Annotated in this window: 24 protein-coding genes; 1 reads left to right on the forward strand and 23 read right to left on the reverse strand. The window is 43.0% G+C overall.

Annotated features, from left to right (window positions below):
• Nucleotides 1-2: 2 nt before the first annotated feature.
• The 20 genes from WKT17_RS06660 to WKT17_RS06755 form a co-directional block, all read right to left on the reverse strand.
• A complete protein-coding gene (locus tag WKT17_RS06660) occupies nucleotides 3-302 on the reverse strand; it encodes a hypothetical protein (protein WP_023920502.1) in 300 nt (99 codons plus the stop codon).
• A complete protein-coding gene (locus WKT17_RS06665; protein ID WP_023920501.1) occupies nucleotides 283-543 on the reverse strand; it encodes a hypothetical protein in 261 nt (86 codons plus the stop codon). The genes WKT17_RS06660 and WKT17_RS06665 overlap by 20 nt, the downstream gene beginning before the upstream one ends.
• Before the next feature lie 12 nt (nucleotides 544-555).
• Nucleotides 556-852, reverse strand: coding sequence for a hypothetical protein (locus WKT17_RS06670; RefSeq protein WP_055062735.1), 297 nt, complete (start codon nucleotides 850-852; stop codon nucleotides 556-558).
• A gap of 161 nt (nucleotides 853-1,013) precedes the next feature.
• On the reverse strand, nucleotides 1,014-5,264 hold the full coding sequence (locus tag WKT17_RS06675; protein ID WP_340272024.1) for a SpaA isopeptide-forming pilin-related protein: 4,251 nt from the start codon (nucleotides 5,262-5,264) through the stop codon (nucleotides 1,014-1,016).
• A gap of 284 nt (nucleotides 5,265-5,548) precedes the next feature.
• Nucleotides 5,549-6,496 (reverse strand): ParB/RepB/Spo0J family partition protein, encoded by a 948-nt coding sequence (locus tag WKT17_RS06680; protein WP_055215103.1) that lies wholly within the window; start codon nucleotides 6,494-6,496, stop codon nucleotides 5,549-5,551.
• The gene (locus tag WKT17_RS06685; protein WP_054754259.1) at nucleotides 6,453-7,277 is read right to left on the reverse strand and encodes a ParA family protein; all 825 of its coding nucleotides are present in this window, start codon (nucleotides 7,275-7,277) and stop codon (nucleotides 6,453-6,455) included. Before WKT17_RS06685 ends, WKT17_RS06680 begins: the two co-directional genes overlap by 44 nt.
• Before the next feature lie 534 nt (nucleotides 7,278-7,811).
• Nucleotides 7,812-7,991, reverse strand: coding sequence for a hypothetical protein (locus WKT17_RS06690; RefSeq protein WP_087203436.1), 180 nt, complete (start codon nucleotides 7,989-7,991; stop codon nucleotides 7,812-7,814).
• Entirely contained in the window at nucleotides 7,988-9,373 is a 1,386-nt protein-coding gene (locus WKT17_RS06695) for a zinc-ribbon domain-containing protein (RefSeq protein WP_117525932.1), read from the reverse strand. The genes WKT17_RS06690 and WKT17_RS06695 overlap by 4 nt, the downstream gene beginning before the upstream one ends.
• Nucleotides 9,374-9,518: 145 nt before the next feature.
• On the reverse strand, nucleotides 9,519-9,947 hold the full coding sequence (locus WKT17_RS06700) for a hypothetical protein (protein ID WP_055291182.1): 429 nt from the start codon (nucleotides 9,945-9,947) through the stop codon (nucleotides 9,519-9,521).
• 49 nt (nucleotides 9,948-9,996) lie between these two features.
• Complete coding sequence (locus WKT17_RS06705; RefSeq protein WP_049946793.1) at nucleotides 9,997-10,533, reverse strand: VanZ family protein; 537 nt, start codon at nucleotides 10,531-10,533, stop codon at nucleotides 9,997-9,999.
• A gap of 292 nt (nucleotides 10,534-10,825) precedes the next feature.
• Nucleotides 10,826-12,769 carry a lysine--tRNA ligase gene (gene lysS / locus WKT17_RS06710; RefSeq protein ID WP_340272048.1) on the reverse strand — a complete coding sequence of 648 codons (1,944 nt, stop codon included), beginning with the start codon at nucleotides 12,767-12,769 and terminating at the stop codon, nucleotides 10,826-10,828.
• Nucleotides 12,770-12,806: 37 nt separating this feature from the next.
• On the reverse strand, nucleotides 12,807-13,289 hold the full coding sequence (gene greA / locus WKT17_RS06715) for a transcription elongation factor GreA (RefSeq protein WP_173749266.1): 483 nt from the start codon (nucleotides 13,287-13,289) through the stop codon (nucleotides 12,807-12,809).
• Between the two features lie 192 nt (nucleotides 13,290-13,481).
• Nucleotides 13,482-14,438, reverse strand: coding sequence for a tRNA dihydrouridine synthase DusB (gene dusB / locus WKT17_RS06720; protein ID WP_173749265.1), 957 nt, complete (start codon nucleotides 14,436-14,438; stop codon nucleotides 13,482-13,484).
• Between the two features lies 1 nt (nucleotide 14,439).
• The gene (locus WKT17_RS06725; RefSeq protein ID WP_173749264.1) at nucleotides 14,440-15,219 is read right to left on the reverse strand and encodes a type III pantothenate kinase; all 780 of its coding nucleotides are present in this window, start codon (nucleotides 15,217-15,219) and stop codon (nucleotides 14,440-14,442) included.
• Nucleotides 15,220-15,222: 3 nt separating this feature from the next.
• Nucleotides 15,223-15,558, reverse strand: a complete 336-nt coding sequence (locus tag WKT17_RS06730; RefSeq protein WP_173749263.1) for a DUF6145 family protein — start codon at nucleotides 15,556-15,558, stop codon at nucleotides 15,223-15,225.
• Nucleotides 15,559-15,570: 12 nt separating this feature from the next.
• A complete protein-coding gene (locus tag WKT17_RS06735) occupies nucleotides 15,571-16,377 on the reverse strand; it encodes a biotin--[acetyl-CoA-carboxylase] ligase (protein WP_226853575.1) in 807 nt (268 codons plus the stop codon).
• A gap of 5 nt (nucleotides 16,378-16,382) precedes the next feature.
• Complete coding sequence (gene argF / locus WKT17_RS06740) at nucleotides 16,383-17,372, reverse strand: ornithine carbamoyltransferase (RefSeq protein ID WP_173749262.1); 990 nt, start codon at nucleotides 17,370-17,372, stop codon at nucleotides 16,383-16,385.
• A 43-nt stretch (nucleotides 17,373-17,415) separates the two neighbouring features.
• A complete protein-coding gene (locus WKT17_RS06745; protein WP_291681136.1) occupies nucleotides 17,416-18,588 on the reverse strand; it encodes a patatin-like phospholipase family protein in 1,173 nt (390 codons plus the stop codon).
• Nucleotides 18,589-18,664: 76 nt separating this feature from the next.
• On the reverse strand, nucleotides 18,665-19,600 hold the full coding sequence (locus WKT17_RS06750; RefSeq protein WP_173749260.1) for an SPFH domain-containing protein: 936 nt from the start codon (nucleotides 19,598-19,600) through the stop codon (nucleotides 18,665-18,667).
• A 1-nt stretch (nucleotide 19,601) separates the two neighbouring features.
• Nucleotides 19,602-20,042: an NfeD family protein gene (locus tag WKT17_RS06755; RefSeq protein ID WP_173749259.1), complete on the reverse strand. Its 441-nt coding sequence runs from the start codon at nucleotides 20,040-20,042 to the stop codon at nucleotides 19,602-19,604.
• A 369-nt stretch (nucleotides 20,043-20,411) separates the two neighbouring features.
• Between WKT17_RS06755 and WKT17_RS06760 the strand changes: the two genes are divergently transcribed.
• On the forward strand, nucleotides 20,412-20,792 hold the full coding sequence (locus tag WKT17_RS06760; protein WP_173749258.1) for a helix-turn-helix domain-containing protein: 381 nt from the start codon (nucleotides 20,412-20,414) through the stop codon (nucleotides 20,790-20,792).
• 23 nt (nucleotides 20,793-20,815) lie between these two features.
• Here the strand turns inward: WKT17_RS06760 and WKT17_RS06765 are convergent, their stop codons facing one another.
• From WKT17_RS06765 to pfkA, 3 genes are all read right to left on the reverse strand, one after another.
• Complete coding sequence (locus WKT17_RS06765; protein WP_173749257.1) at nucleotides 20,816-21,550, reverse strand: cell wall hydrolase; 735 nt, start codon at nucleotides 21,548-21,550, stop codon at nucleotides 20,816-20,818.
• A 196-nt stretch (nucleotides 21,551-21,746) separates the two neighbouring features.
• Nucleotides 21,747-22,559 carry a TrmH family RNA methyltransferase gene (locus tag WKT17_RS06770; RefSeq protein ID WP_173749256.1) on the reverse strand — a complete coding sequence of 271 codons (813 nt, stop codon included), beginning with the start codon at nucleotides 22,557-22,559 and terminating at the stop codon, nucleotides 21,747-21,749.
• A gap of 61 nt (nucleotides 22,560-22,620) precedes the next feature.
• Nucleotides 22,621-23,622: a 6-phosphofructokinase gene (gene pfkA / locus WKT17_RS06775; RefSeq protein WP_173749255.1), complete on the reverse strand. Its 1,002-nt coding sequence runs from the start codon at nucleotides 23,620-23,622 to the stop codon at nucleotides 22,621-22,623.
• Nucleotides 23,623-23,627 lie beyond the last annotated feature (5 nt).

Raw genomic sequence — 23,627 nt, forward strand, 5'->3', positions numbered from 1 at the left:
CCTTATCGCTGTTTTTCTCTGTTTCTGGTCTTGTTTTTTGACGGTTCGGATTGATTGACAGGTTCAACTTTACTTCCACTAAGCTCCATTTTTTCAGCAAACTCGCATATATGATAGCAGCAATTTCCGACATACAAATGGTAGTCATCAATATACTTGCATACTTTGTCTGCTGTGTGTCCATCACGAAAAGTAATTCTGATTTTCCCTCCATCGGGAATATAGAATTTCAAATTGTAATGACTGTCTATAAATCGAATTTGCTTTTCCTGCGGCTCTGCTCTATTCTCCTGTTGCTTCATTTTCCTTACCTCTCATTTTTGTTGCTTCATCAGAACCGCCGCCCAAATACGAAAAGAGTTTACCGGACTTTGTATTCTTCTGAAGCTCCATAATCACACCCATATCAGGAATCGTGATATTCGGGATTTTCAGGATTGCTTCCATATCAAGCTGCTGCAACTTTTTCTCCGTATCACAACCGGAGTCAAAGAGTTTATTCAGCACCTTGACCTTATTCTGAAAAGTTGCTTTGTCTTTCACGAAAATACCTCCTTAGCTAATGTTGATTACAATAGAAATACTGCCGCTCTGTTCTTCTTTCTGCGGATTACGTGAATACTCAGGAAAAAGGGACTGTACTCTCTGCCTTGCCCTGCGTATGGTTTCAAAACAAGGAAGTCCGTATGCTCGGTAATTAAATACAATATCCTCAAGCGGAAGATTTCCGGCTGGTATATATCCGTACCGATTGTAATAATGCAGAATGAGAAGCATATCATCATACCTCGACATCGGGCATTCCTTTAAGATTTCAAGCACTCGGCTCTCCACCGTTTTCTGTTGTTTCATAATGTTCCTCCAAAAATTAAAGGGACAGAGTTTTTTACGCTCTGCCCCGACTGGTTAATGTTCGCTTGTTACTTACTTCTTACGGTTTTTAACCTGAAGAAAGATAAAGCCGCCGACAATAACGGCGACTAATGCGATAGCGATAATTGTCTTTGCTTCCATTACTCGTTACCCTCCTTTTTCTTCTTTTTGTGTGCAACAACAGAAGTTACGGCGATACCGACAGCAGAAAGTCCGGCAAGGACATACCAAAGTTTCATATTGGTATCATCTCCTGTTTTCGGAGTATCCCTCAACTCATTGTGCATTTTTACAACGGCTGTTTCATCAAGTTTGATAGTAACATTCTGGTCGGCAGGTGTGATATATGCGGCAGAGGCATTGTTTGCCACTTCGGATACGGTATATTCGCCAATACGAAGTCCCTCAATCACAATTTCGCCGTTCTTATCTGTTTCAAATGTCATATCATAGCCGTTTGCTCCGGTTACTCTGAACGCAAAACCTTTGACCTTACCGTCTGAAGATGTCTTAACGATTTTCAGTGTTCCACGCATAGCTTCATTGATAAATCCGACACCTGCCTTATTCTCAACGGAATAAGTTGTTTCGTCTTTCTCAATGAAAACAGAGTGTTCTCCCTTATCAAGCAGGAAGCCCTCCGGTGCTTTTGTTTCACGGACAATATATTTTCCGTAAAGCAGTTCTTTCATCTCATAAATTCCGGTTTCAGTTTCTTCAAGATTTCCGATAAGTTCATCTCCATCATCAATCTTTCCGTTCTCATTGGTGTCCTTATATACCTCAAAGGTTGCACCCGTAAGCTTGTTATCCGGATATTCAGCGTCCACCTTCGTGAGTCTGATATTGCCGTGAACATACTCATTGACAATCTCAATTTCAACTACCTGCTCGGCTTTGCTAATATTGACCTCATACGCTTTTTCATCAAGAACAAATCCCTTTGGCTGCTCGATTTCTCTTACAATCCATTTGCCATAAGGTACTTTTTCAAAAGAAAAACTACCGTCTTTTGCAGAGGTAGTCGTCATAAGTGCAGTATCCTTTGTAAATTCTGTTTCTTCGGCTTTGAAGATACCGATAACAGCACCCTCAAGTGCTTCTCCATTCTCGTCAATCTTCTTACCTGATACAGAACCATAGATAAGTTCATTCTTGATTTCTTTTCCGTCATTTACTTTAATTTCAACCGTTGCGGTATCCTGACCTGCGTATTCAAACACAACCGGATACTTCGTATCAGAGAGAATATAATGCTCATCGGTTGCAATCTCTTTGACATAGTATTTGCCAAACGGAAGGTCTGACTTCATAACAGCAGTTCCATTTTCATTTACGCTGATAATCTCAATCAGTCCATCAGCCGGAATAACTGTACCGCTTGCAGATACAATATCTTCTGCGGCATAAAGACCAAAGCTGATGTTTTTGATTTCTCCGTTGTCGCCAATACCAAATGTCTTATCCTTTTCAATGACTTTTGCAAGGCTTACCTGCACTTTCTGTCTTTCGTTATAGAACGATGTGGAAGTTTCGGTAACAGAGATATTCTGACCTGCATAAGTAAGCTCAACCGTATGTGTTTCGCCACTCACTACCATTCCATCAGGTGCGGTAATTTCCTTGACCTCGTATTTTCCGAGATAAAGTTCTTTGCTCTTAACAAATCCATCGGAACTCGTTGTGATAGTATCTACCACTTTGCCCTTTGAATAGCGGAGCGTACCGTCCGGTGTGCTAATATCTTCCGCAGCACGAACTTCATAAACTGCACCCTCAAGTCCTGCCACTTCATAAACAGGCTGATAGATAACATCACTGTCCTCAGAACCGCTTACATTGACACCACTAAATACTTCTCCGGTCTTTTCAACCGTGATAGTACCTTTCTGTGCCATATTCGGCTTATTGACTTTCACAACAGTTACGCCGCCTTCCTCTGTGGAATTTTCTTCAGTAATATCAAAATATACCGGAGTATCATCAAGCACATATCCGTATGGAGCTTGTACCTCTACGATGGAATATCCCTTGCCGTAATCCAGTTTCTCAGGTGTTACAAGAGAACCATTTGCGTCGGTATAGAACACATCAATCGTGGTCGGTGTCGGATAAGTAAAGGTCATTTTGACCTGATTGCCCTGCGGGTCGTAAATCTTAAATCCTGCTCCTGCATACGGAATACTCTTTCCGCTTTCTGCGTCCACCTTGACTACATTGACAAAGCTCTCAAAGTTACGGTTATTGATGAGATAACGATAAGTCTGTGCGTTCTGTGAAATGAACACATCAAAATCGTCCATCATCTCACGACCTTCCCAACCGGAAGTCTGGTGTACGGTATAAATACCATACGGCATATCTTTTGTCTGACCGAAGCCATTTTCATCGCAAACGATAGTATCTCTCTCATCTTTATTTGCTGCGTCATAGCTTCCGGCAGATTTCAAATAAATCTCAAAGGAAGCACCCTTTTCAGGAGTTTCAATCTTTGTTTCTCCATCATCAGTGTGTTTAATGATAGCCACGTTACCTTTGATTACCTGCTCGGTTACATCATTGGAAGTAAGGTTGTGTTCTACCTCATAAAGTTTCGGGTCTGCACCCACTTCATGGATAGTCTTATCAAGCAAATATCCCTCTGACGGTGTAATTTCTCGGATTGTCCAGTCGGTATCACAAACATATTCTTTAGTAGTGAACTGACCATTTTCATCAGTAACATACTTATCTACAAGCGTTTCTCCCTTATAGATACCGTAAACTGCTCCCGAAAGTTTGGCATTGCCCTGTGCTTCGCCTTTCTCAGCATCGCTCTTGGTTACTGTTACAGTAAATTTCTTCAAAATGTTATTGAAGTTTCTTGTGGTTACTTCTTTCCACTTCACTGGTGCAATCTGATTTTTTGGCACAACATAACGGATAGCTGTGTCTACTTCTTCAAGGATATATGGTTCAGAACCACTGATAAGCACATCTTTGAAAGTTGCCACACCGTCTTTGTCTGTAACTGCATACTGGTCAACAGCATCGCCGGAAAGAGAAGTACCAAAAAGATGGAACTTCACACCTTCAACAAGGTTATCTTCTGAGGACTTCACTACCTGAAGGTCGCCACGCTTCAATTTGTTATTAAAATTGACCTTTGCAACCTGTCCTGCCACAACAGTAACTCTATGTGTTTCCTGCGGCTCGTACTTATCGTATGCCTGCTCGGTTACAGTATAGATACCCGGCATAAGATTATCAATCTGGAACTTACCGCCATTAGCTGTTGTAACTGTCTGATTGATACCGTTTCCGGTAATCGTGAAGTTGATACCGTCAACCTTGCCGTCCTCACTGGTCTTTACAATCTGACAAGAACCATAGCTGACTTTCATCTTCACATAACCGTTGATACTGTCGCTTACTTCCTGAGCATAGCTGACAACATCCTGCACACTGGAGTTCTGACCGTGTTTGCCCTCTGACCATACAACCACACCTCTGCGGACTGCATTTTTCTTCGTTGCGGTAATCGTAAATTCCTTACTCGGTGCAGTATCCATAGAAACCGTAAGTTTGTTACCATTCACTGAAAAACTTACTCCACTGATACTTGCCTTGAAATTATATTTGGACAGCACATTATTGGAATCTGTCAGAGTAGTTGTGTACTTACTTCCGTTCCATTCAAGCTCTATTGTCTTTGCCGAACCGGATGATTTATTACAAAAACTCGGTATGGTCGCATGGTTCTGTACACTCTGCACCATACTGTTGTAATAACTGAAAATCTTATTGCGGAGCGGATGCTTTGCATTGATGACATCTTTCACATTGCTGCAACCACTGGCTGCTACATGATTGAAGTTCGCATCACGCTCTCCGATAACAGTTTCCCAGATAAGAAGCTGTGTAGCATAAGCCTGTGCGATGCTGTTTGCTGCCGCTTCATTCTGTGACCTCCAAGATGTCGAGATTGCCCCACGATAGCCATACTGTAAAATACGACCAACGAAAAGACGTATTTCATCTCCGGAAATAACCCCATTGGCTGCAAGGTTATTAAAATAATTTTCGTCATACTTATTCATTGTTTGACCGACCTTGAGCGAAATTCCCGGCTCAATACAATATGCAACATTGCCTGAGTATGAACCAATAGCCTTAAGATTGGTAAAATTGGAACGTCCGGTATGCCAACCATTTTTCAAGGTCAAATTACTGTGTCCCCATACCCCATCGTAATTAGCATCGCCATCACGAGGGAAATCGACCATATAAACATCGGCTTTTTCTCCCGAAGCAGCATATGCTGTTGTCGAGCCAATGCCTGCAAAAGTGGTCACACACATAAGGGTCGCCAAGAAAAGCGACGTGACTCTTTTGAATTTTGACTTTATCATTGCGTTTCCTCCTGTAAAAATTGAAAACACACCGTATCTCTACGATGTGCCTTTGTGGATTTTCTCTTACGGCAGAATTTACCTGCCGAAAAACAAATGCGGATTTTTCGTTAATTTTTCATTTTACCATACACCTCCAGTCCGTTCATACTGTACGATTTCCCCTTAGAGATAGACATATACTTTGAGATAGTTATATTCAAGTGAGATAGTATATATCATTTTCGGTAGGTAAAAGTATAACTAAGGGGTTAGAGTGTGAGAAAGGGGAACTGTAAATCAGGCTATCTGCTGTCACGCTCTGCACGATTACGCAAAAACTTGTTGTAATGCTCCAATGCTTTGCAGACAAAATCCTCCGTCTGGCTGACGGGAATGTTTTTCGGGATAAGCTGTCTTACTCTGTCGCCCCTCAACACGATTTTTTCCTTTTGGTTCGGTTTTTCCTCAGACATAACAGCGTGGATTGCTTCTGTTGTAAGGTTGCCCTCGTTGAATAACTTTCGCATACGGATTGTCTGGTCGTGTGACGGAGTTGCGTCATTCAGGTCGATTTCATCAACCACATCACGCTGGCAATCTTCATCAAGATAGGAAAGTTCCACGGCAGGACGCATTTTAATACGCCCCTCATCAACAAATTCAAGCAGTTCAGGAACAAGGTTTGTCAGGCGGACATATCGCTGTATTTGTGTGTTACTGTCCTGACTCTCAGAAGCTAAAATCTCTCTTGATTTACCCACAATAGAATTGTGTCCCACTGGGACTCCATTTTCTTTGCTCGGTCTGCCTGCTTGTCTTTTCATTGCTTCCAAACGCATTTTATAGGCAAAGGCTTTTTCACTTGGCAATATCTCTGACCTCTGAAAATTACTCTCAACCATTAAAATGGTCGCTTCATCTCTGTTCAGGTCTACAATCTCGCTTCTCAGTGTTTCAAATCCTGCCAGTTCACACGCTCGCTTTCGTCTGTGTCCTGAAACAAGTTCATATCTGCCGTCCTCTTTCTGCCTTACCGTTGCCGGAGTAATAACCCCTCTTTCCTTGACACTCTCCACAAGCTGCATCATATCTTCATCGTCCCTGACCTTAAACGGGTGGTCTGGGAAATCATCAATCAGCTCCAACGGAATATCTCGGATTTTTGAAAGCTGTTCTTCATCTCTCTGTGCCTGAGTGGTAAATAAATCATCGAGCTTCGTGAGAGTGAAGTCGCTCTTTCTTCCTGCCATCGGCTAACACCTCCTTTGTAAATTCAGCGTATGCCTTAGACACTGTGCTGTTTGGCTCATAAGCATAAATGCTTTTGCCTTTAGAAGAAGTTTCTGCGGCTTTTACAGCAATTGGGATTTGTGTTCGATACATTCTTATCTGATTACCGAAGTTTGCCCTGAGTGCTTCCACCGTACTCTTTGCAAGGTTTGTTCGGCTATCCACCAAAGTAAGTAGCATACCGTCTATCTTAATATCCGGATTGATATACTTCTTTACTTTTGAAATGGTCTGCACAAGCTGTGTCATACCCTTTGCAGGCAAATACTGAGCCTGAACCGGAATGATAACACTGTCTGCCGCTGATAAAGCATTGAGAGTAACCATACCAAGTGAAGGCATACAGTCTATAATTACATAATCATATCTGTTCTTCACTTGACTCAGATAATTCTTGAGGGTAGTTTCTCTGCTCATTGCGTTCACAAGGTTAAATTCCATTGCTGAAAGCTCAAGGTTTGCCGGAACAAGGTCAACACCTTCTTCGTGGTGCAGGATACCAACCATAGGGTCTGTCATCGTTTCATTGATTACATCTGTGAGTTTCGTTGCAAGCGTGATACCCAAGCCATCTGTATCCTGCCAACCAAGACAAGTCGTTAAATCTCCCTGCGGGTCTGCGTCTATGAGCAATACTTTCTTGCCCTGCATTGCAAGCCCGACTCCGAGATTAACTGTTGTGGTGGTCTTTCCGACTCCGCCTTTCTGGTTACATACGGAAATCGTTTTGCAGTTTGACACTTCTTTTTGCCCTCCTTTCTGAAAATTCATAGCCACCGCATTATGGCTATGTACCTGACCGACTCATTTCCTAATCGGTCATAGCAATATTTGTTCTCAACACCCCTTGCCAAGCAAAACGCTCACGGGAAGTCACTAAGGAACAGACTGCTTATCTGTATCATAGGGTTCTAACCTCTGCCGGGTACTCCGCCAGCTCCGTAGAGAAGTATCATTATCATTCTGACTGTCCTCGCCATATCAGGGGCAACCTGATACTCATAGCCGGAGTTCTCGCTATTCTGAAAAAGAGAAATTACGGCGTACCTGCTAAAGTGGCTATCATCAGAAATAAAGTCTTAGTGAATGACTTATTCAATTTTCAAGCGAAAAGGCTTCCGTTTTTGCTATCCGGAATGAACCCCTTCACTCATTTGGACAAAGGGGTATGAAATGCACACCCAAAATCGCCGCTTTTCCGAAAATATTTCAAAAAATTTTTGAAACAAAAAAAGCCGCCTGCTCCGGTTATGAAACAGACGACAAATCAACGTTCTAAATGTATTCAATTTTCAATTTCTTTTTCTTTGCTCCAAGCACTTTACAAAGGACATCATCTACTGCGTCGGTGTATCGTCCCTGGGCTGCTAAATTGTTCTTCAGTTCGATGAGCGATTGTATCACTCGGCTTCGTTCTTCTTCATTTAAGTATATATGATAGGTTTTCTCTCTCATTGGCTCTCCCTCCATCTTTCAAATGTATTTTTGATTATCTCCACATCTTCCTCAGTATCAGAAGAAATAAATATATGTACACTCTGAAAAGCTTTCTTTAAGCTGTCAGCATAATCCAGTTCAGTACCTTTCATCGGCAGCTTAATCAGCCTTATTCCTCGTTGCTTACACATATATGCTTTCATTATTTCTATATTCTCATCAGCACTTCCTGACTCAATAGCCAACTTTTCTGAAGCTATGTATGTTTCAAGCGGAACTCCAAGCAATCGGTCAGAACCAAGTTCTGCTTTCAAGCCCTTCCTATTAGAATAATAACTGACAGCCAAAGCAGGAAATAAAGATAAATACTCCTGCTCACAAATTCGACAGCCTTTATTCAATATCGTTCTTTCATTTATCTTCATACTCCATGAATGACCGTGCCTGCACTTCCACCACGCTCTCTTTGCAGAATTTCGTGATACTTCTGTCGGCTTCCATTTATTCTTTTCATAATCCCATTCGCTAAGAAGCTGACTATCTGTTGTCGCCAAATCATTATATCCGGCAAGGACTTCTCTCTCCGCACAAACAGGGCATACCGTACCTTTCACACGGGCATTGATAACTGATTTCCACTCGTTACCGCATTTACTGCATCTCCACCAAACATTTTTCCTCGACTTTGCATTTACTTCATCAGGCTTCAATGACAAGTTCTTCTCCGACCACTCAGACGCAATTTCAGGGTGTGTTGTCTGCAAATCGTTAAACCCTTTCAGGAATATGTACCCACTGCAATACGGGCATTTGCTCCCACCGGAACGGGTAGAAATAAGGGTGTTCCACTCTCTGCCGCAATCCTTACACTTCCACCAAGCCTTACGATTGGCAAAGACCGTAACCTGAGTTGGAAGTAACGGATAATTTCTGTCCGACCACTCGGCTGCTATATCCGGCAGAAGTGTTGCAAGGTCATTAAATCCTGCCAACACTTTATTATGGGAGCAATACGGGCAACCTGTTTTATTTATTGTTCTGCTCTTAACGGCAACTTCCCACTCGTGTCCTTTCTCACATCTCCAAATCACTTTCTTATGAGAACCAATAGAAACCTCTGTCGGTTTTATCTTATTCTTTTTCGACCACTGCTTTTCCAGTAGCGGCTCTAATGTCGCCAAATCGTTAATGCCTGCAATCACTCTTGCACCGGAACATATCGGGCATTTTTCTCCATTGGAACGAGCCTTAACGCTTGTCTGCCATTCGTGACCGCAAGCACCTTTCCACCATACCTTTTTATTCGAGCCGAAAGTTATGCTGTCCGGTGTCAGTGGCAAATTCTTTTCCGACCACTCGGCAACCAATTCCGGATGTACTGCCGCTAAGCTGTTACTCATATCAAATCCTCTCCTTCCTTTGGCTTTATTATATGAAGAAAAGGTACTTGCCCCAAGTTTGCGAATATGCGGATAAATTAAAAAAGCCCTTTGAGAAAGGGTATTCCTCTCTCAAAGGGAGTTAATCAAACTGAAATTTGTCGCTTTAATACCCGTGGTCAACATGTTCCCAATTCCCACTGTCATTCCTAATTAGAATCCATTTCCAATCATCATATGTTGAATCCGGATTAAGCGAACCATCCCCGCCTGATGAGTCTACATCGAAAGATGATAATATTACGATTGCTTCATCCGCGTCATATTGTTCAGCCCATTCATCAAATTCATCGGCGTATGTATCTCCGGGATAGGACAGTTTTGTCAGTGTGCAGCCGTCAAATTCGTTGCCGAAATAGTCTTTTACTGTTTGGAAAGCCGCCTCAATATCACTGTCTGAATATATTTCCGATGGTTTCCAATCAGGAATTTGAACATTGTCAATATTCCCACCACTATTCTTTCCACTACAGCCGGCAAGAACAAAAATCATTATCAAAGCTGTCAGAAAACAGAATAAAGTTTTCCTATTCATTTTTCGATACCTCCTACGAATTCAAATTTTCATCCCTACAGACTGAAATTTATTTTTTCCTTGTGGTTATACGAAGTAACAAGCATCCTATCAAAAATCCAACGAGAGTCCCACAAGTATTCATAATCACATCATCTAACTGTGCAAACCTTCCAATAAATGTTTGCAAAAATTCTATACCAATCGAAAATACTGCTCCAAGTATAACGCCATTCCACCAATGCTTGTGGATATTCTTAAAAATAAATACTGGCAAAAATCCATATGGAATGAATAGACATATATTCAAAATAGTTGCCGCATTAAATCCATCCTCAAATAATTTAAAACTAATATAACTATCAAGTGGTGAGGATATTCCAAAACTACCACCAATAATTCCTGTAATTTTTAATATTGATACAACTATTAGAATCCATAAGAATTGACATAACCAATTTAAAATCTTAACTTCAATTTTCTTCTTCTGGATAAATTCAATACCCACTTCGATAATCATAACACCTGCAAAAATAATAAGTGCCATTGGAAATAATCTCACTAATATCCATATTCCAGTCCATATTTCCATTGTAATATAACTCACTATCATTCCTCCATAACTTCAAATTTGTCGTTTTCTTTTATCCCCATTATAACTGTTCTCCATAACCACTGCAATGAAAACCTAATCGGTGATTTACATTTCTCTCTCTTCTAAAAATGGGCAATCCCATTAAGGACTGCCCATTCATTCTGCTTATTATGCGATTTTTTCTTGCTTGCACCGATTTCTGCATCAAATGATGTAAGTTTGATGTAAATCGCTGTTTTTTCAGTTTTTTATCAAATGAAGTACGTTCCGTTTATTTGGTAAAACGGTACATCTTTACATCATCTTAATAGAGCTTTGCACCTGCTGGAATGTGGTCATCAACCATCAGAAGATGAAGCTTTTCTTCGCCTTCTTCTTCATGAATAGCACTGAGGAGCATACCGCAAGAGTCAATGCCCATCATAGCTCTCGGTGGAAGATTTGTGATAGCAATAAGAGTCTTTCCAACCAGTTCTTCCGGCTCATAAAAGCTATGAATACCGCTTAAAATGGTTCTGTCTGTGCCTGTTCCGTCATCAAGAGTAAACTGTAACAGTTTCTTTGACTTCGGTACTGCAACACACTCTTTAACCTTTACCGCACGGAAATCTGACTTGCTGAATGTATCAAAGTCTACCATTTCCTCAAATAAAGGCTCTACCTTTACCTTAGAAAAATCAATCTTTTCAGACTCAGTTTTTACATTTTTTTCAGGTGCTTCAGAAGCTGTATTATTTACATCATTTTTCTTATTTACACCATCTAAGGACTTCATTGTCGGGAAGGCCAGAACATCACGAATTGCTGCAGAATCTGTCAGTAACATAACCATTCTGTCGATACCGAAGCCGATACCGCCTGTAGGTGGCATACCGATTTCCAGTGCATGCAGAAAGTCTTCATCTGTGGTATTGGCTTCTTCATCACCCTGAGCCAACAGTTCTTCCTGTGCTTTAAATCTCTCTCTCTGGTCAATAGGGTCATTGAGTTCAGAGTAAGCGTTTGCCATTTCCCAGCCGTTCATAAAGAACTCAAATCTCTCTGTATATTCCGGATTTTCCGGTTTCTTCTTAGTCAGCGGAGAAATCTCGATTGGGTGGTCCATAACAAAGGTTGGCTGAATCAAATGCTCTTCTGCAAACTCTTCAAAGAACAGAGACAGAATATCGCCCTTTTTATGGCGTTCTTCGTACTCTACATGATGTTCCTTTGCCACAGCTCTGGCTTCTTTCAGTGTATGAATCTCGTTAAAGTCCACACCTGCATATTTCTTAACCGCGTCTACCATAGTGATACGTTCAAATGGCTTTCCTAAATCCATTTCCACGCCATTGTAGCTGATTTTTGTTGTGCCCAGAACTTCCTGCGCCACATGACGGTACAGATTTTCCGTCAAGTCCATCATGCCGTGGTAATCCGTGTAAGCCTGATATAATTCCATTAAAGTAAATTCCGGATTGTGTCTGGTGTCCAGACCTTCGTTACGGAATACACGTCCGATTTCGTATACTCGCTCCATACCGCCTACAATCAGTCTCTTCAGATACAGTTCCAGAGAAATACGCAGCTTAAAGTCCTCATCCAACGCATTGAAATGTGTTTCAAAAGGACGCGCTGCCGCACCGCCGGCATTGGCTACCAGCATAGGAGTTTCCACTTCCAGGAATCCCTGTCCGTTTAAATAGTGACGAATACTTGCAATGATTTTAGAACGCTTGATAAAAGTTTCCTTTACATCTTCGTTCATAATCAAATCCACATATCTCTGACGGTAACGCAGGTCTGTGTTTGTCAGGCCGTGGAATTTTTCCGGAAGAGGATTTAAACTCTTGGAAAGCAGTGTCACTTCTGTGGCATGGATGGAAATTTCACCGGTTTTTGTCTTAAACACCTCACCCTTAATGCCTACAATGTCACCAATATCCATTTTTTTGAAGTCTTTATAGGAATCTTCCCCTATATTATCTCTTGCTACATAAGACTGAATTGCACCCTGTAAATCCTGAATACTGCAAAAAGAAGCTTTTCCCATAACACGCTTGGACATCATACGTCCTGCCAGGGAAACGCTCTTGCCTTCTAATTCTTCAAAGGCATTTTTCACTTCCATACTGTGATGAGTCACATCATACTTGGTAATCTGGAACGGGTCTCTTCCTTCCTCCTGAAGCTGGGACAGCTTCTCACGGCGTACCTTTAATAACTGGTTCAAGTCCTGTTCCTGTGCTTTCTTCTGCTGTTCTGCCACTTTGTACACACTCCTTACGTTTATTTGTCTGGTATCCTTAAATATTTCTTTCGATTTCAAGAACCTTGTATTCCATAGTGCCTGCCGGCATTTCTACGGAAACGGTTTCACCTTTCCTTGCACCGATAAGCGCCTTTCCAACCGGTGATTCATTGGAAATTTTACCCTCCAGGCTGTTGGCCTCTGTAGAGCCTACGATTTTAAACTCAATTTCTTCCTCAAATTCCACATCATAAACCTTTACTTTACAGCCAACACTGATTTTGTCCAGGTCTACTTCATCTTCTACTACAACTTCGGCATTTTTCAGAATTTTTTCGATTTCTTCAATTCTGGCCTCAATATCTCTCTGCTCATCTTTTGCTGCATCGTATTCTGCATTTTCAGATAAGTCACCCTGTTCTCTTGCCTCTTTGATTTTTTCTGCTACTTCTTTTCTCCGAACGACTTTTAAGTCATGTAATTCTTCTTCCAGTTTTGTCAGTCCCGCATACGTCAGTATTGTTTTCTTTTCTTCCATTTTAATTCTACACCCTTTCTCATATATTCATAATGGAATCCAGGGATTAAAAAAAGCCCTGTCCACATAAATACCGCTACTTAACAGTCATAATATTATAAATAATAGATATGCAGATGTCAAGCCAAATAGCCCTTTCTTCCTAAAATCAGGGGCAAAATTGGCAAAATCCCCATTTTTGAAAGTATTCTTCTACATCCGGCTCACCAGTTCCTCCAGCTGTGCATAGCTTTCCACTTCATTTACCTGCCTGCGCACAGAGGCAGAATGCGGCATTCCCGAAGTGTACCAGGCCACATGCTTGCGCATTTCCCGCATACCGGTATAAACGCCTTTATATTCCAGCTGCATTTTTGCATGACGCAGCATCATATCCTTTACCTCTTCCATGGATGGCGGCGGCAGAAGCTCTCCCGTCTCCTGATAATGGAGAATTCGGGAAAACAGCCAGGGGTTTCCCTGTACAGCCCTTCCTATCATAATACCGTCACATCCTGTCTCCCTCACCAGAGCCTCCGCTTTTTGGGGAGAATCCACATCTCCGTTTCCAATGACCGGAATGGACACTGCTTCCTTCACCTGGCGGATAATATCCCAGTCCGCCTGCCCTGCATAGTATTGCTCCCTGGTTCTGCCGTGTACTGCAACAGCGGCTGCTCCCGCCTCTTCTGCAATTTTCGCAATTTCCACTGCATTGACAGCATCCTCTGTAAAACCTTTTCTTATCTTTACAGTTACAGGCTTCTCAATGGCGTGGGATACCTTGTATACAATTTCATGAACCAACTCCGGTTTTTTCATCAGAGCCGACCCCTCTCCGTTGTTTACTACCTTGGGCACCGGGCAGCCCATGTTAATGTCCAGAATATCAAAATTTCGGTGCTCAATCCGCTTGGCTATCTCTGCCATCAAATCCGGCTCTGAACCAAATATCTGCAAAGACACCGGCCTTTCTCTCTCCTCAATCTCCATAAGGCTTTCTGTATTTTTATTCTGAAAGTGTATGGCTTTTGCACTGACCATTTCCGTACAGATAAGCCCCGCACCCTGTTCCTTGCACAGCAAACGAAATGGCAGGTCCGTTACTCCTGCCATGGGCGCCAGTATCAGATTATTCTCAAGAGTTACCTTTCCTATCCTAAGTTTCATCTTAACCTCTGCTTTTCTTCGTTTTTTCGTAAATAATCCGCAGCCCTTCCAGAGTAAGCTGAGAATCATACACATCAATACAGTCTGTCTCGTCTGCAATAATTTTTCCCAAACCGCCTGTGGCTACTACCTTCATATTTTCAAGCCCGGATTCTTCCTTTACCTTTTTTACAATATATTCCACCTGTCCAATATAGCCATACACCAGACCTGCCTGCATACTGCTGATTGTTTCCTTTGCCAGAATGGATTTCGGCTTTTCAATGGCAATCTTAGGAAGCTTGGCCGCATCCTGCCATAAAGCTTTTGCACTGATTTCAATACCCGGAGACGTAATGCCCGCCTCAAAGCTGCCGTCCTCACCAATCAAATCATAGGTTGTGGCCGTTCCGAAATCCAGCACCAACACCGGACCGCCGTATCTTTCATACGCCGCCACTGCATCCACAATCCGGTCTGCCCCTACTTCCTTGGGATTCACGGCCGTAATGCGGATTCCCGTCTTACATCCCGGCCCTACATTTAAAGGTTTCCGGTCAAAGTATTTAATCACACTGCTGGTCAGGGAATGCATGACATCCGGCACTACAGAACTGATAATTACGTCCTCAATCTTGTCCTTTGCAATCCCTCTGTATTCCAGCATATTGCACATGAGAATTCCGTATTCATCAGAAGTCCGGCTCTGCCTGGTAGTCATACGGAAGGTTCCCAGCAATTCTTTTTTATCAAACACACCCAGCGTAATATGCGTATTTCCCACATCAATTACTAACAGCATATCCTATTCCTCAACCTCCTCTCCCAGGAAAAATACCCTGTAGTATAATTCCAGAGACTCCAGCAGTTCTTTCTTCTTATTCTGTAAATCCTTAATTTTCAGCACACTGCCGATTTCATCAAACATGGCGTCTGCTTCCAGGGACTCCACCTGAAACTGCAGATTTCCCTCCTCGTCAAACTCCAAAGTCAGAATCCCCCCGATTTCCTCTGTATACAGTACACACATAATATGCAGTTCGTCCTGTATGGACTGGGGAAGTGAGGCAAAATCCTCATTAAAATAATACTTCTGTTCATAGGCGCTTGCGCCGCACAGCACTACCTTATCCTTGTACATCTCATTCTCCCTTTACACATAGCTGTACAGCCCTCTCACGGAAACTTCTCCTGAGAGTACCTGCCGCACTGCTCCATTTTCGTCCTCCACCAGAAGTTCTCCCGCAGGCGTAATACCTCTGGCAATTCCTATGCTCTCTTTCTCTTTTTCCAGTATCCGCACCTGCCGGTCTTTATTCAGCAGAAGCCTTTCATATTCTTCCCTTAAAGACTGCAAATCCTGCTTTTCCAGAAAAAGTTCATAGTTTTTTTCAAATCTTTCCACGACTCCGGCCGTAATTTCTTCCCGGACAACCTCACATCCCAACTCAAGAGCCAGCGATGTGGCCTTATCCTGCAATTCTTCCGGAAATTCCCTCTGGTTCATATTTATACCCACACCAATGCTGACATATTCCGCTTTCTCTCCCCGAATTTTCATCTCTGTGAGAATCCCGCAGATTTTCTTTCCCGCTGCTACAACATCATTGGGCCATTTAATCCCCGCCGAAATCCCGGTTATATCCCGGACCGCCTGGGCTACAGAAAGTCCCATAACCAGAGTCAGGGACGAGGCTTTCACAGGTTCTACCGGCGGCTTCAAAAGCAAAAGCGTCATATAGACATTTTCACCTGCCGGAGAATTCCACACCCGCCCAAGGCGTCCTTTTCCTGCTGTCTGTTTATCGGCAAGGAAAAGGGCGCTCTTCAAATTTTCTCCAAGACAGAAATCCGCCTCTTCCTTTGCCCAGGTAAGCGTAGAATCCACACTGTTCCTCCAGAAAATTTTCTCTGCCATCCACTCTGTGTGAAGCACCCGTTCCATGCTTTCCTGTGTCATGACATTCACGCTCCTAAAGTGGCTGCCATAACAGCCTTAATGGTATGCATTCTGTTTTCCGCCTCATCAAAGACCACAGACTGAGGAGATTCAAACACTTCATCCGTAACTTCCATGTCGGTAATTCCAAACCGCTCTCCCATTTCTTTTCCGATAACGGTTTCCAAATCATGAAAAGCAGGCAGACAGTGAAGGAAAATCGCCTGTTCCCCTGCATTTTCCATAACCTGTTTTGTCACCTTATAAGGAGTCAGCTCCCGAATACGCTCTTCCCACACTTCATCCGGTTCTCCCATGGAAACCCATACGTCTGTGCAGATAACGTCTGCGTCCTTAGTCCCTGCCTCCACATCTTCGGTAAGCGTAATCGTCCCGCCGGATTTCTCTGCAAATCCTCTGCATTCCTGTACCAGTTTTTCATTAGGGAAATATTTTTTCGGCGCACAGGCTACAAAGTGCATGCCCATTTTGGAACAAAGTACCATCAGCGAATTTCCCATATTATAGCGGGCATCTCCCATATACACCAGCTTCACACCTTCCACTCGGCCCAAGTGCTCTTTAATGGTCAAAAGGTCTGCCAGCATCTGTGTAGGGTGGTATTCATTCGTCAGCCCATTCCATACCGGAACACCTGCATATTTTGCCAGTTCCTCCACGATTTCCTGTCCAAAGCCTCTGTACTCAATTCCATCGTAAATCCTGCCCAGAACTCTGGCAGTATCTTTAATGCTCTCCTTTTTTCCAATCTGGGAACTTTTAGGGTCCAAATATGTAGTGCCCATTCCCAAATCATGGGCTGCCGTCTCAAAAGAACAGCGTGTTCTTGTACTGTTTTTCTCAAAAATCAAAGCAATGTTCTTGCCTTTCAGCGTATCTGTAAGAACACCTTCTTTTTTCTTTTTCTTCAAATCCGCGGACAAATCCAGTAAATACTCAATTTCTTCCTTTGTAAAATCCTTCAGTGTCAAAAAGTTGCGTCCTTTTAAATCCATTTTAGGTCCCTCCCTGTATTTCTCTCTTTATAACATAAACCTTTTACAACAGTGTATCTCCGGATACAATCTGCATAAAAGGCGCTGCTCCCTGTCCTTTCAGCTTCTGCAGTTTCTCTTTTACCCTGTCCTGCAGTTCTTTTAAGGTGTAAATCTTATATTTGCGGATTCTGCACAGCCTGGCCGCCGCTTCCAGCATGGAAAGATATAATTCCCTGTAACTCCAGTCCTTGGGAAGCTTCAACTCCTCTGCAATTACCGGCAGAATAATCTCTGTCAGATTCCGTAGTCTCCTCTTTTCTCCCGTATCCAGCTTAAATTCCTCTGCCAGATACAGATAAATGTCACCGCTCAACTCTGTCAGTTGCTTTAAATAATAACACTCTTCTTCCTGTTCATCAATATAATATATTTTTCCTGCCAGTCCGTAAAGCATACGCATGGTGTCATAATACCCGCGCTCCATATTTCGTTTACTCATCTTTGGATTAAAATCCAGAATATTTCCCAGATTTACCCCCGGCGCTACCGTGTACACCGTGGTATCTTCCGGAATTTTCACCTTTTTCTCTCTCCCGATTCCAAAAATCCGTATGACAATGATATCCTTATATTCCCGCTGAATCAGAGAGCCCAGAGGCACATTGTTAATAGCGCCCCCGTCTATATAAGTCTTTCCGTGCAGCTTTTCGTTCTTAAAAATAGGAAACACATAGGCACTGGCCAGAAGATAATCTTTAATCAGCTCCGGCTCCGCCTCTTTGATATCAATGTCCAACTCCCGGAACTCATCCACGCTGAAGGTAAGCACATATAAATCTATGGGAGAATTCTGTATTTTTTCTTCATCTATACTCTGCGCTATAAGTTCTTTTAAAGGCGTAACGTCCAGTCCGCCTCCTGCAAGGCGCTCTGTCATGCCCCGCAGTTCCTCTCTGCTGATTTTCTTATGCTGAAAAACCTTCTCCACAACCTCATCGTCTACAGACATGATTTTGGAATAAGAAATGTTTTTCCACAGATTTTCCGCTGTCTCTATGTCTCCCATGCAGATAAGCGCACCATTAAGAGCCCCTACGCTGGTTCCCGCAATTCCCTTAATCTTTACTCCTGCCTCTTTTAAGGCTTTCCAGGCGCCGATCTGATAAGCACCCTTGGCGCCTCCGCCCTCCAGCACCAATCCATATTCTTTTGTAAGGTCTATTCTGGCTTCCATATCCTCACCTCACCGTTTTCATAAATACAGAAAAAGGCTGTTGCATCTCTGCAGCAGCCCCCTCGCTGATTTTATATTATTCCTTTTTTGCGTCCTTGGCAACTTCCACTAAAGAAGTAGCAAGCCCTGCAATTCCCTGAATATCCGAAGGAATGATAATCTTTGTTGCCTTGCCGTCTGCGGCCTGCGCAAAGGCTTCCAGGCTTTTCAGCGTCAATACGCTCTGGTCTGCTCCCGCCTCTTTAATAAAGCGGATACCATCTGCCTTGGCCTGCTGCACCTTCAAAATCGCTTCTGCCTGACCTTCTGCCTCTTTAATCATCTTCTCTTTTTCTGCTTCAGCACGAAGAATCGCAGCCTGTTTTTCTGCTTCTGCGTCCAGAATTGCAGATTCTTTCTTACCTTCGGCCACAAGAATGGTGGATTTCTTCTCACCTTCTGCTTTCAGAATGGCTTCACGGCGTTCACGCTCCGCCTTCATCTGTTTCTCCATGGCTTCCTGGATTGCAGCCGGAGGAATAATATTCTTTAATTCCACACGGTTTACCTTAATACCCCATGGGTCTGTAGCCACATCCAGAGACGCGCGCATTTTGGTATTGATAATTTCTCTGGATGTAAGAGTTGCATCCAGTTCCATATCACCGATGATATTACGCAGAGTAGTTGCTGTCAAATTCTCGATTGCCATAATAGGATTTTCCACACCGTAAGTAAACAGTCTTGGGTCTGTAATCTGGAAAAACACTACCGTGTCAATTCGCATGGTAACATTATCCTTTGTAATCACCGGCTGTGGCGCAAAATCCACAACCTGTTCCTTTAAATTCACCCGTTTTGCAATACGGTCTACAAAAGGCATTTTAATGTGAAGTCCCGTACCCCAGGTGTCCTTATACATTCCAAGACGTTCCACAATCAGCGCATGCGCCTGAGGAACAATACGGATACAGGATGCTGCAATCATCAATACAATGACAATAAAAATCACAAATACTACGATACCAAACATACTATTTATCCTCCTCTACAATAAGTTTTACACCTTCCACACCATAAACCCGGACAACCTTTCCTTCTTCAATCAGGCTGCCGTCCTTGGACCTTGCCGTCCATTCCATACCGTTTACGGTCACCCTTCCCATGGCTTTTAAATTGTCAATGCCCTGGGTTACAATGCCGCTTTTCCCCGGTATGCTGTCCACGTTTGTCTTTTCCACCCCTTTATTCATGTACTTGAGTGCCAGTGGCCTTGTAAACAACAGCAATACCACTGATACTATCAGAAAAAGAGTAATCTGCAGCCACAGCGGTCCTCCTGCCAGGGAAACCAGAAAAGCAATCAGTGCACCTCCGGCAAACCAGATAGTCGTCAGACCCAGTGTGGCGATTTCAATTACAAGAAGCACCGCCAGAACTGCAAGCCACAAAACCGATATTGGTATTCCTGCCATTCTCTCACCTTCTCCTTTATCAGTTCTCTACACCAGTAAAGTTTCTACTGATTTGTTACCTTATTATATCCTAATATTCTGAAAATAACAACGTTTTTTTTCGTTATCCAGGCAAAATTATTCCGGCTAAAAAATGATAAATAATTTCCAATATCCTGTCAGACTTCACTTTATCTAAAAGAAGAAGAATTTCTTCTTCGTAATTACATTCCAAGTTTCTGTCCTCCCCAAAACTCATTTTTGTATATTTTATACAATGCGCAATAAGTAAGATAGTATATGAATTTCCATTTTTTGTCAATAGTCTTCGTTGACATACAACATTTTTCGTACTATACTTATAAAAAATACGAGAAAGCAGGACATATTATGGGATTTGGCAAAAGAATCAAAGACAGGCGTGCAGAACTCCGCATGTCCAGCACCCAGCTGGCTGAAAAAATCGGCGTATCCAAGCAGACCATCAGCGGCTACGAACTGGAACGGACCTATCCGAATCCGGAAAAACTAAGCCGCATCATCACTGCACTGGACTGTGACGCAAATTATCTGTATCAGGATTTTATCAATATCGAAACACTCAGAAAAAACAGAAACGGTCTTACGGAAGAAGAATTTGAACTTATCCGCAAATACCGCCTCTTAAATGACCACGGCAAATTTGTGGTATCCCAACTGGCTGCCATTGAATATGACCGTATGTTAGACGGTCTGGAGCGTCGAAAAAAATCAGAGGAGCCGCTGTATTAACCAGCAGCTCCTCTTTCTGAATTTTAGTAAAATGTCTGATTTCCAATGGTAAGACCATTTCCGCTTCCCGCATGGAAGAAGAGGCGGTCTCCGATGGTATTGGCGCCTGCAAACACATCTCTTGCTGCATCATAGCAGTCCTGTCTGGCTCCCCGGCTTAAAACGGACGCCAGCTTTCCGGTGGATGCCGGTGTAAACTGTCCGCTCTGATAAATAACCTCGGACAGTGTATTGGGGAACTGGCTGCTGCGGATACGATTCATAATGACTGCTCCCACACCGATTTTTCCCTCGTAAGACTCTCCCCCAGCCTCACATTCAATAATGGCTGCCATTAAATCCAGATCTGCATCGGATACGGATACCGCCTGCTGACTGACAGGCGCTGCCGTCTCTGCTGCTGCCAGAGGCTCTGCCCCTACCAGTTCGCTGTCTCCGTATACAGATTCAAAAAGCTGCTGTGCCTCTTCCCCTGACACCAGCAAGTCCTCACGGATATATCCTGAAATCTCCCCTGATTCCACCTGAATCCATCCATTTTCTTCTCCCACAACAGAAACAACCGCTCCTGCCGGAAGCATTCCTACCCTTTCGGAATTTATATCAGCACTTTTACGGATATTGGCATATGTATTCACATCTGCCGCCGCTTTATCATTCCAGTCTATGGTTGCCGCCATGGCCGGAATAGTTGTCATAATTGTCATAACTCCCACTGTACCTGCACATGCCAAAAGTTTCTTTGTTCTTTCTTTCATTGAACTATAACCTCCTGATAAGTCTGTCGTTTCATATTTGTTACAGATTTATTAAGTTTTGTTACGAACTTATTCTACCAAGGTTACATTTATTTGTCAACCCGGTATTTTTTGTAACATTTTACAGGATTTGGTGGGACGAGGCATAAAAAATAGCGAATATGTCAAAATATTCGCTATTTTTTATATTTTATATTCAATTTATGTTTCTACGCTGTCTGCTGGCCTCATACATCAAAATTCCGGAAGCCATGGCAGCATTTAAAGATTCCACACTTCCCTCCATGGGAATACGGATAAGCGTATCTGCCTGAGCTGTCAGTTCATCGGTAAGTCCATTTCCTTCATTCCCTATAAAAAATGCCGTTCCTTTTTCATAGTTTTCTCTGTCATAGGTATGTTTGCCTTTTAAATGCGCCGCATAAGTTCTGATTTCTCGTTCCTTTAACAGAGGAAGTACCTCTTCTGCAATGGAATCCACATATAAAACCGGCATCCGATATATGGAACCCATAGTAGAACGAATCACCTTGGGATTATACACATCTACCGACGTCCTGCTGAGAATTACCCCGGTCACCCCTGCCCCCTCTCCGGTACGAATGATGGTCCCCAGATTTCCCGGGTCCTGCAAATCCTCCAGTATCATGAGAAGAGGAGTTCCTTTTGTCTTAAGAAGTCCTTCCAGCCTCCGGTTCTGCATACGGATCAGACATAAGACTCCCTGGGGTGTGACAGTGTCAGACAAGCTCTTAAATACTCTGTCTTCCACAATTTCTACCTTCTGTCCTCCGGGGCCGTCCAGACCCTTTTCGGCCAGCACTTCCCCACATTCTTCTTTTGCCGAAAAGGATTCTGATACATACACTTTCTCAATCCGCTCTGCCGGCGCTTCCCGAAACATCTTCACACCTTCTACGGCAAAAAGTCCTTCTTCCCGTCTGGTTTTTGCCTTCTTTAATATCTGCTGCACCTTTTTTATCTGTGCATTGGAACTGCTTGTAATCATATACTCTTCCTCTCCTGAAAGAAAAAGGGCGCACATCTGCACGCCCTTTTCCTTTTTATATTTACTGATTATTTTTGCTGTAGTTGTGGGACAGAGAATAACTCACCTCATACTGGTACTCGGAAATAGATTTCTTCATTGCCAGAGCTTCATTAATGTCCATATCAATGTACTCTCCGTCTCTATAGCAGATAACTCTCTTTGTCTTGCCTTCCAGAAGGATGTCCACAGCCTTTGCTCCCATGATAGATGCATATACACGGTCTTTGCAGGTAGGAGTTCCACCGCGCTGCATATGTCCCAGAATGGTTGCTCTTGTCTCAATACCGGTTGCAGCCTCAATACGCTTTGCCATGGCCTGAGAATGTCCAATACCTTCTGCATTGATAATAATATGATGTTTTTTACCTTTTTTACGGTTATCAATAATATTGTTGATGATTCTCTGCTCATCATAATCGTATTTTTCAGGAAGCAGGATATCCTCTGCACCATTGGCAATACCGCACCACAAGGCCAGGTATCCGGCATTTCTTCCCATAACTTCGATAATACTTACACGCTCATGAGAAGTGGAAGTATCACGAACCTTGTCAATAGCTTCCATTGCTGTATTTACAGCTGTATCAAATCCGATTGTATATTCTGTACAGGCAATATCCAGGTCAATGGTTCCCGGCACACCTACGGCATTAATTCCCAGATTTGCCAGTTTCTGAGCACCTGCAAAGGAACCGTCACCGCCGATAACAACAAGTCCGTCAATCCCGTGCTTTCTGCAAACCTCTGCTGCTCTTTTCTGACCTTCTTCTGTACGCATTTCTGCACAGCGGGCTGTATAGAGAACGGTACCGCCCCTCTGAATGGTATCGGAAACATCCACAGCCGTCATATCAATAATTTCTTCGTTAATGAGACCGCTGTATCCTTTTAAAATTCCTTTCATATTGATGCCGCGGCTCAAACCTCTTCTGACAACCGCACGGATTGCCGCATTCATTCCCGGCGCATCTCCACCACTTGTTAAAACACCTATTGTCTTTATTTCTTTATTCGCAGTCATCTTTC

Origin of the sequence: Blautia sp. HCN-20427 (genome assembly GCF_037890365.1) — a bacterium.
Taxonomy (GTDB): Bacteria; Bacillota; Clostridia; order Lachnospirales; family Lachnospiraceae; genus Blautia.

Excerpts from the sequence above, each read along its gene's own strand:
- WKT17_RS06695 (WP_117525932.1), bottom strand. The coding sequence starts at position 9,373 with ATGAGTAACAGCTTAGCGGCAGTACATCCGGAATTGGTTGCCGAGTGG.
- WKT17_RS06750 (WP_173749260.1), bottom strand. The coding sequence starts at position 19,600 with ATGTTTGGTATCGTAGTATTTGTGATTTTTATTGTCATTGTATTGATG.
- WKT17_RS06670 (WP_055062735.1), bottom strand. The coding sequence starts at position 852 with ATGAAACAACAGAAAACGGTGGAGAGCCGAGTGCTTGAAATCTTAAAG.
- pfkA (WP_173749255.1), bottom strand. The coding sequence starts at position 23,622 with ATGACTGCGAATAAAGAAATAAAGACAATAGGTGTTTTAACAAGTGGT.
- WKT17_RS06725 (WP_173749264.1), bottom strand. The coding sequence starts at position 15,219 with ATGCTGTTAGTAATTGATGTGGGAAATACGCATATTACGCTGGGTGTG.
- WKT17_RS06680 (WP_055215103.1), bottom strand. The coding sequence starts at position 6,496 with ATGGCAGGAAGAAAGAGCGACTTCACTCTCACGAAGCTCGATGATTTA.
- WKT17_RS06770 (WP_173749256.1), bottom strand. The coding sequence starts at position 22,559 with ATGATTACAAGCAGTTCCAATGCACAGATAAAAAAGGTGCAGCAGATA.
- WKT17_RS06700 (WP_055291182.1), bottom strand. The coding sequence starts at position 9,947 with ATGAATAGGAAAACTTTATTCTGTTTTCTGACAGCTTTGATAATGATT.
- WKT17_RS06675 (WP_340272024.1), bottom strand. The coding sequence starts at position 5,264 with ATGATAAAGTCAAAATTCAAAAGAGTCACGTCGCTTTTCTTGGCGACC.
- WKT17_RS06690 (WP_087203436.1), bottom strand. The coding sequence starts at position 7,991 with ATGAGAGAGAAAACCTATCATATATACTTAAATGAAGAAGAACGAAGC.
- WKT17_RS06730 (WP_173749263.1), bottom strand. The coding sequence starts at position 15,558 with ATGTACAAGGATAAGGTAGTGCTGTGCGGCGCAAGCGCCTATGAACAG.
- WKT17_RS06755 (WP_173749259.1), bottom strand. The coding sequence starts at position 20,042 with ATGGCAGGAATACCAATATCGGTTTTGTGGCTTGCAGTTCTGGCGGTG.
- WKT17_RS06745 (WP_291681136.1), bottom strand. The coding sequence starts at position 18,588 with ATGGAAGCCAGAATAGACCTTACAAAAGAATATGGATTGGTGCTGGAG.
- dusB (WP_173749265.1), bottom strand. The coding sequence starts at position 14,438 with ATGAAACTTAGGATAGGAAAGGTAACTCTTGAGAATAATCTGATACTG.
- WKT17_RS06760 (WP_173749258.1), top strand. The coding sequence starts at position 20,412 with ATGGGATTTGGCAAAAGAATCAAAGACAGGCGTGCAGAACTCCGCATG.
- WKT17_RS06765 (WP_173749257.1), bottom strand. The coding sequence starts at position 21,550 with ATGAAAGAAAGAACAAAGAAACTTTTGGCATGTGCAGGTACAGTGGGA.
- argF (WP_173749262.1), bottom strand. The coding sequence starts at position 17,372 with ATGGATTTAAAAGGACGCAACTTTTTGACACTGAAGGATTTTACAAAG.
- greA (WP_173749266.1), bottom strand. The coding sequence starts at position 13,289 with ATGGAAGAAAAGAAAACAATACTGACGTATGCGGGACTGACAAAACTG.
- WKT17_RS06735 (WP_226853575.1), bottom strand. The coding sequence starts at position 16,377 with ATGACACAGGAAAGCATGGAACGGGTGCTTCACACAGAGTGGATGGCA.
- WKT17_RS06660 (WP_023920502.1), bottom strand. The coding sequence starts at position 302 with ATGAAGCAACAGGAGAATAGAGCAGAGCCGCAGGAAAAGCAAATTCGA.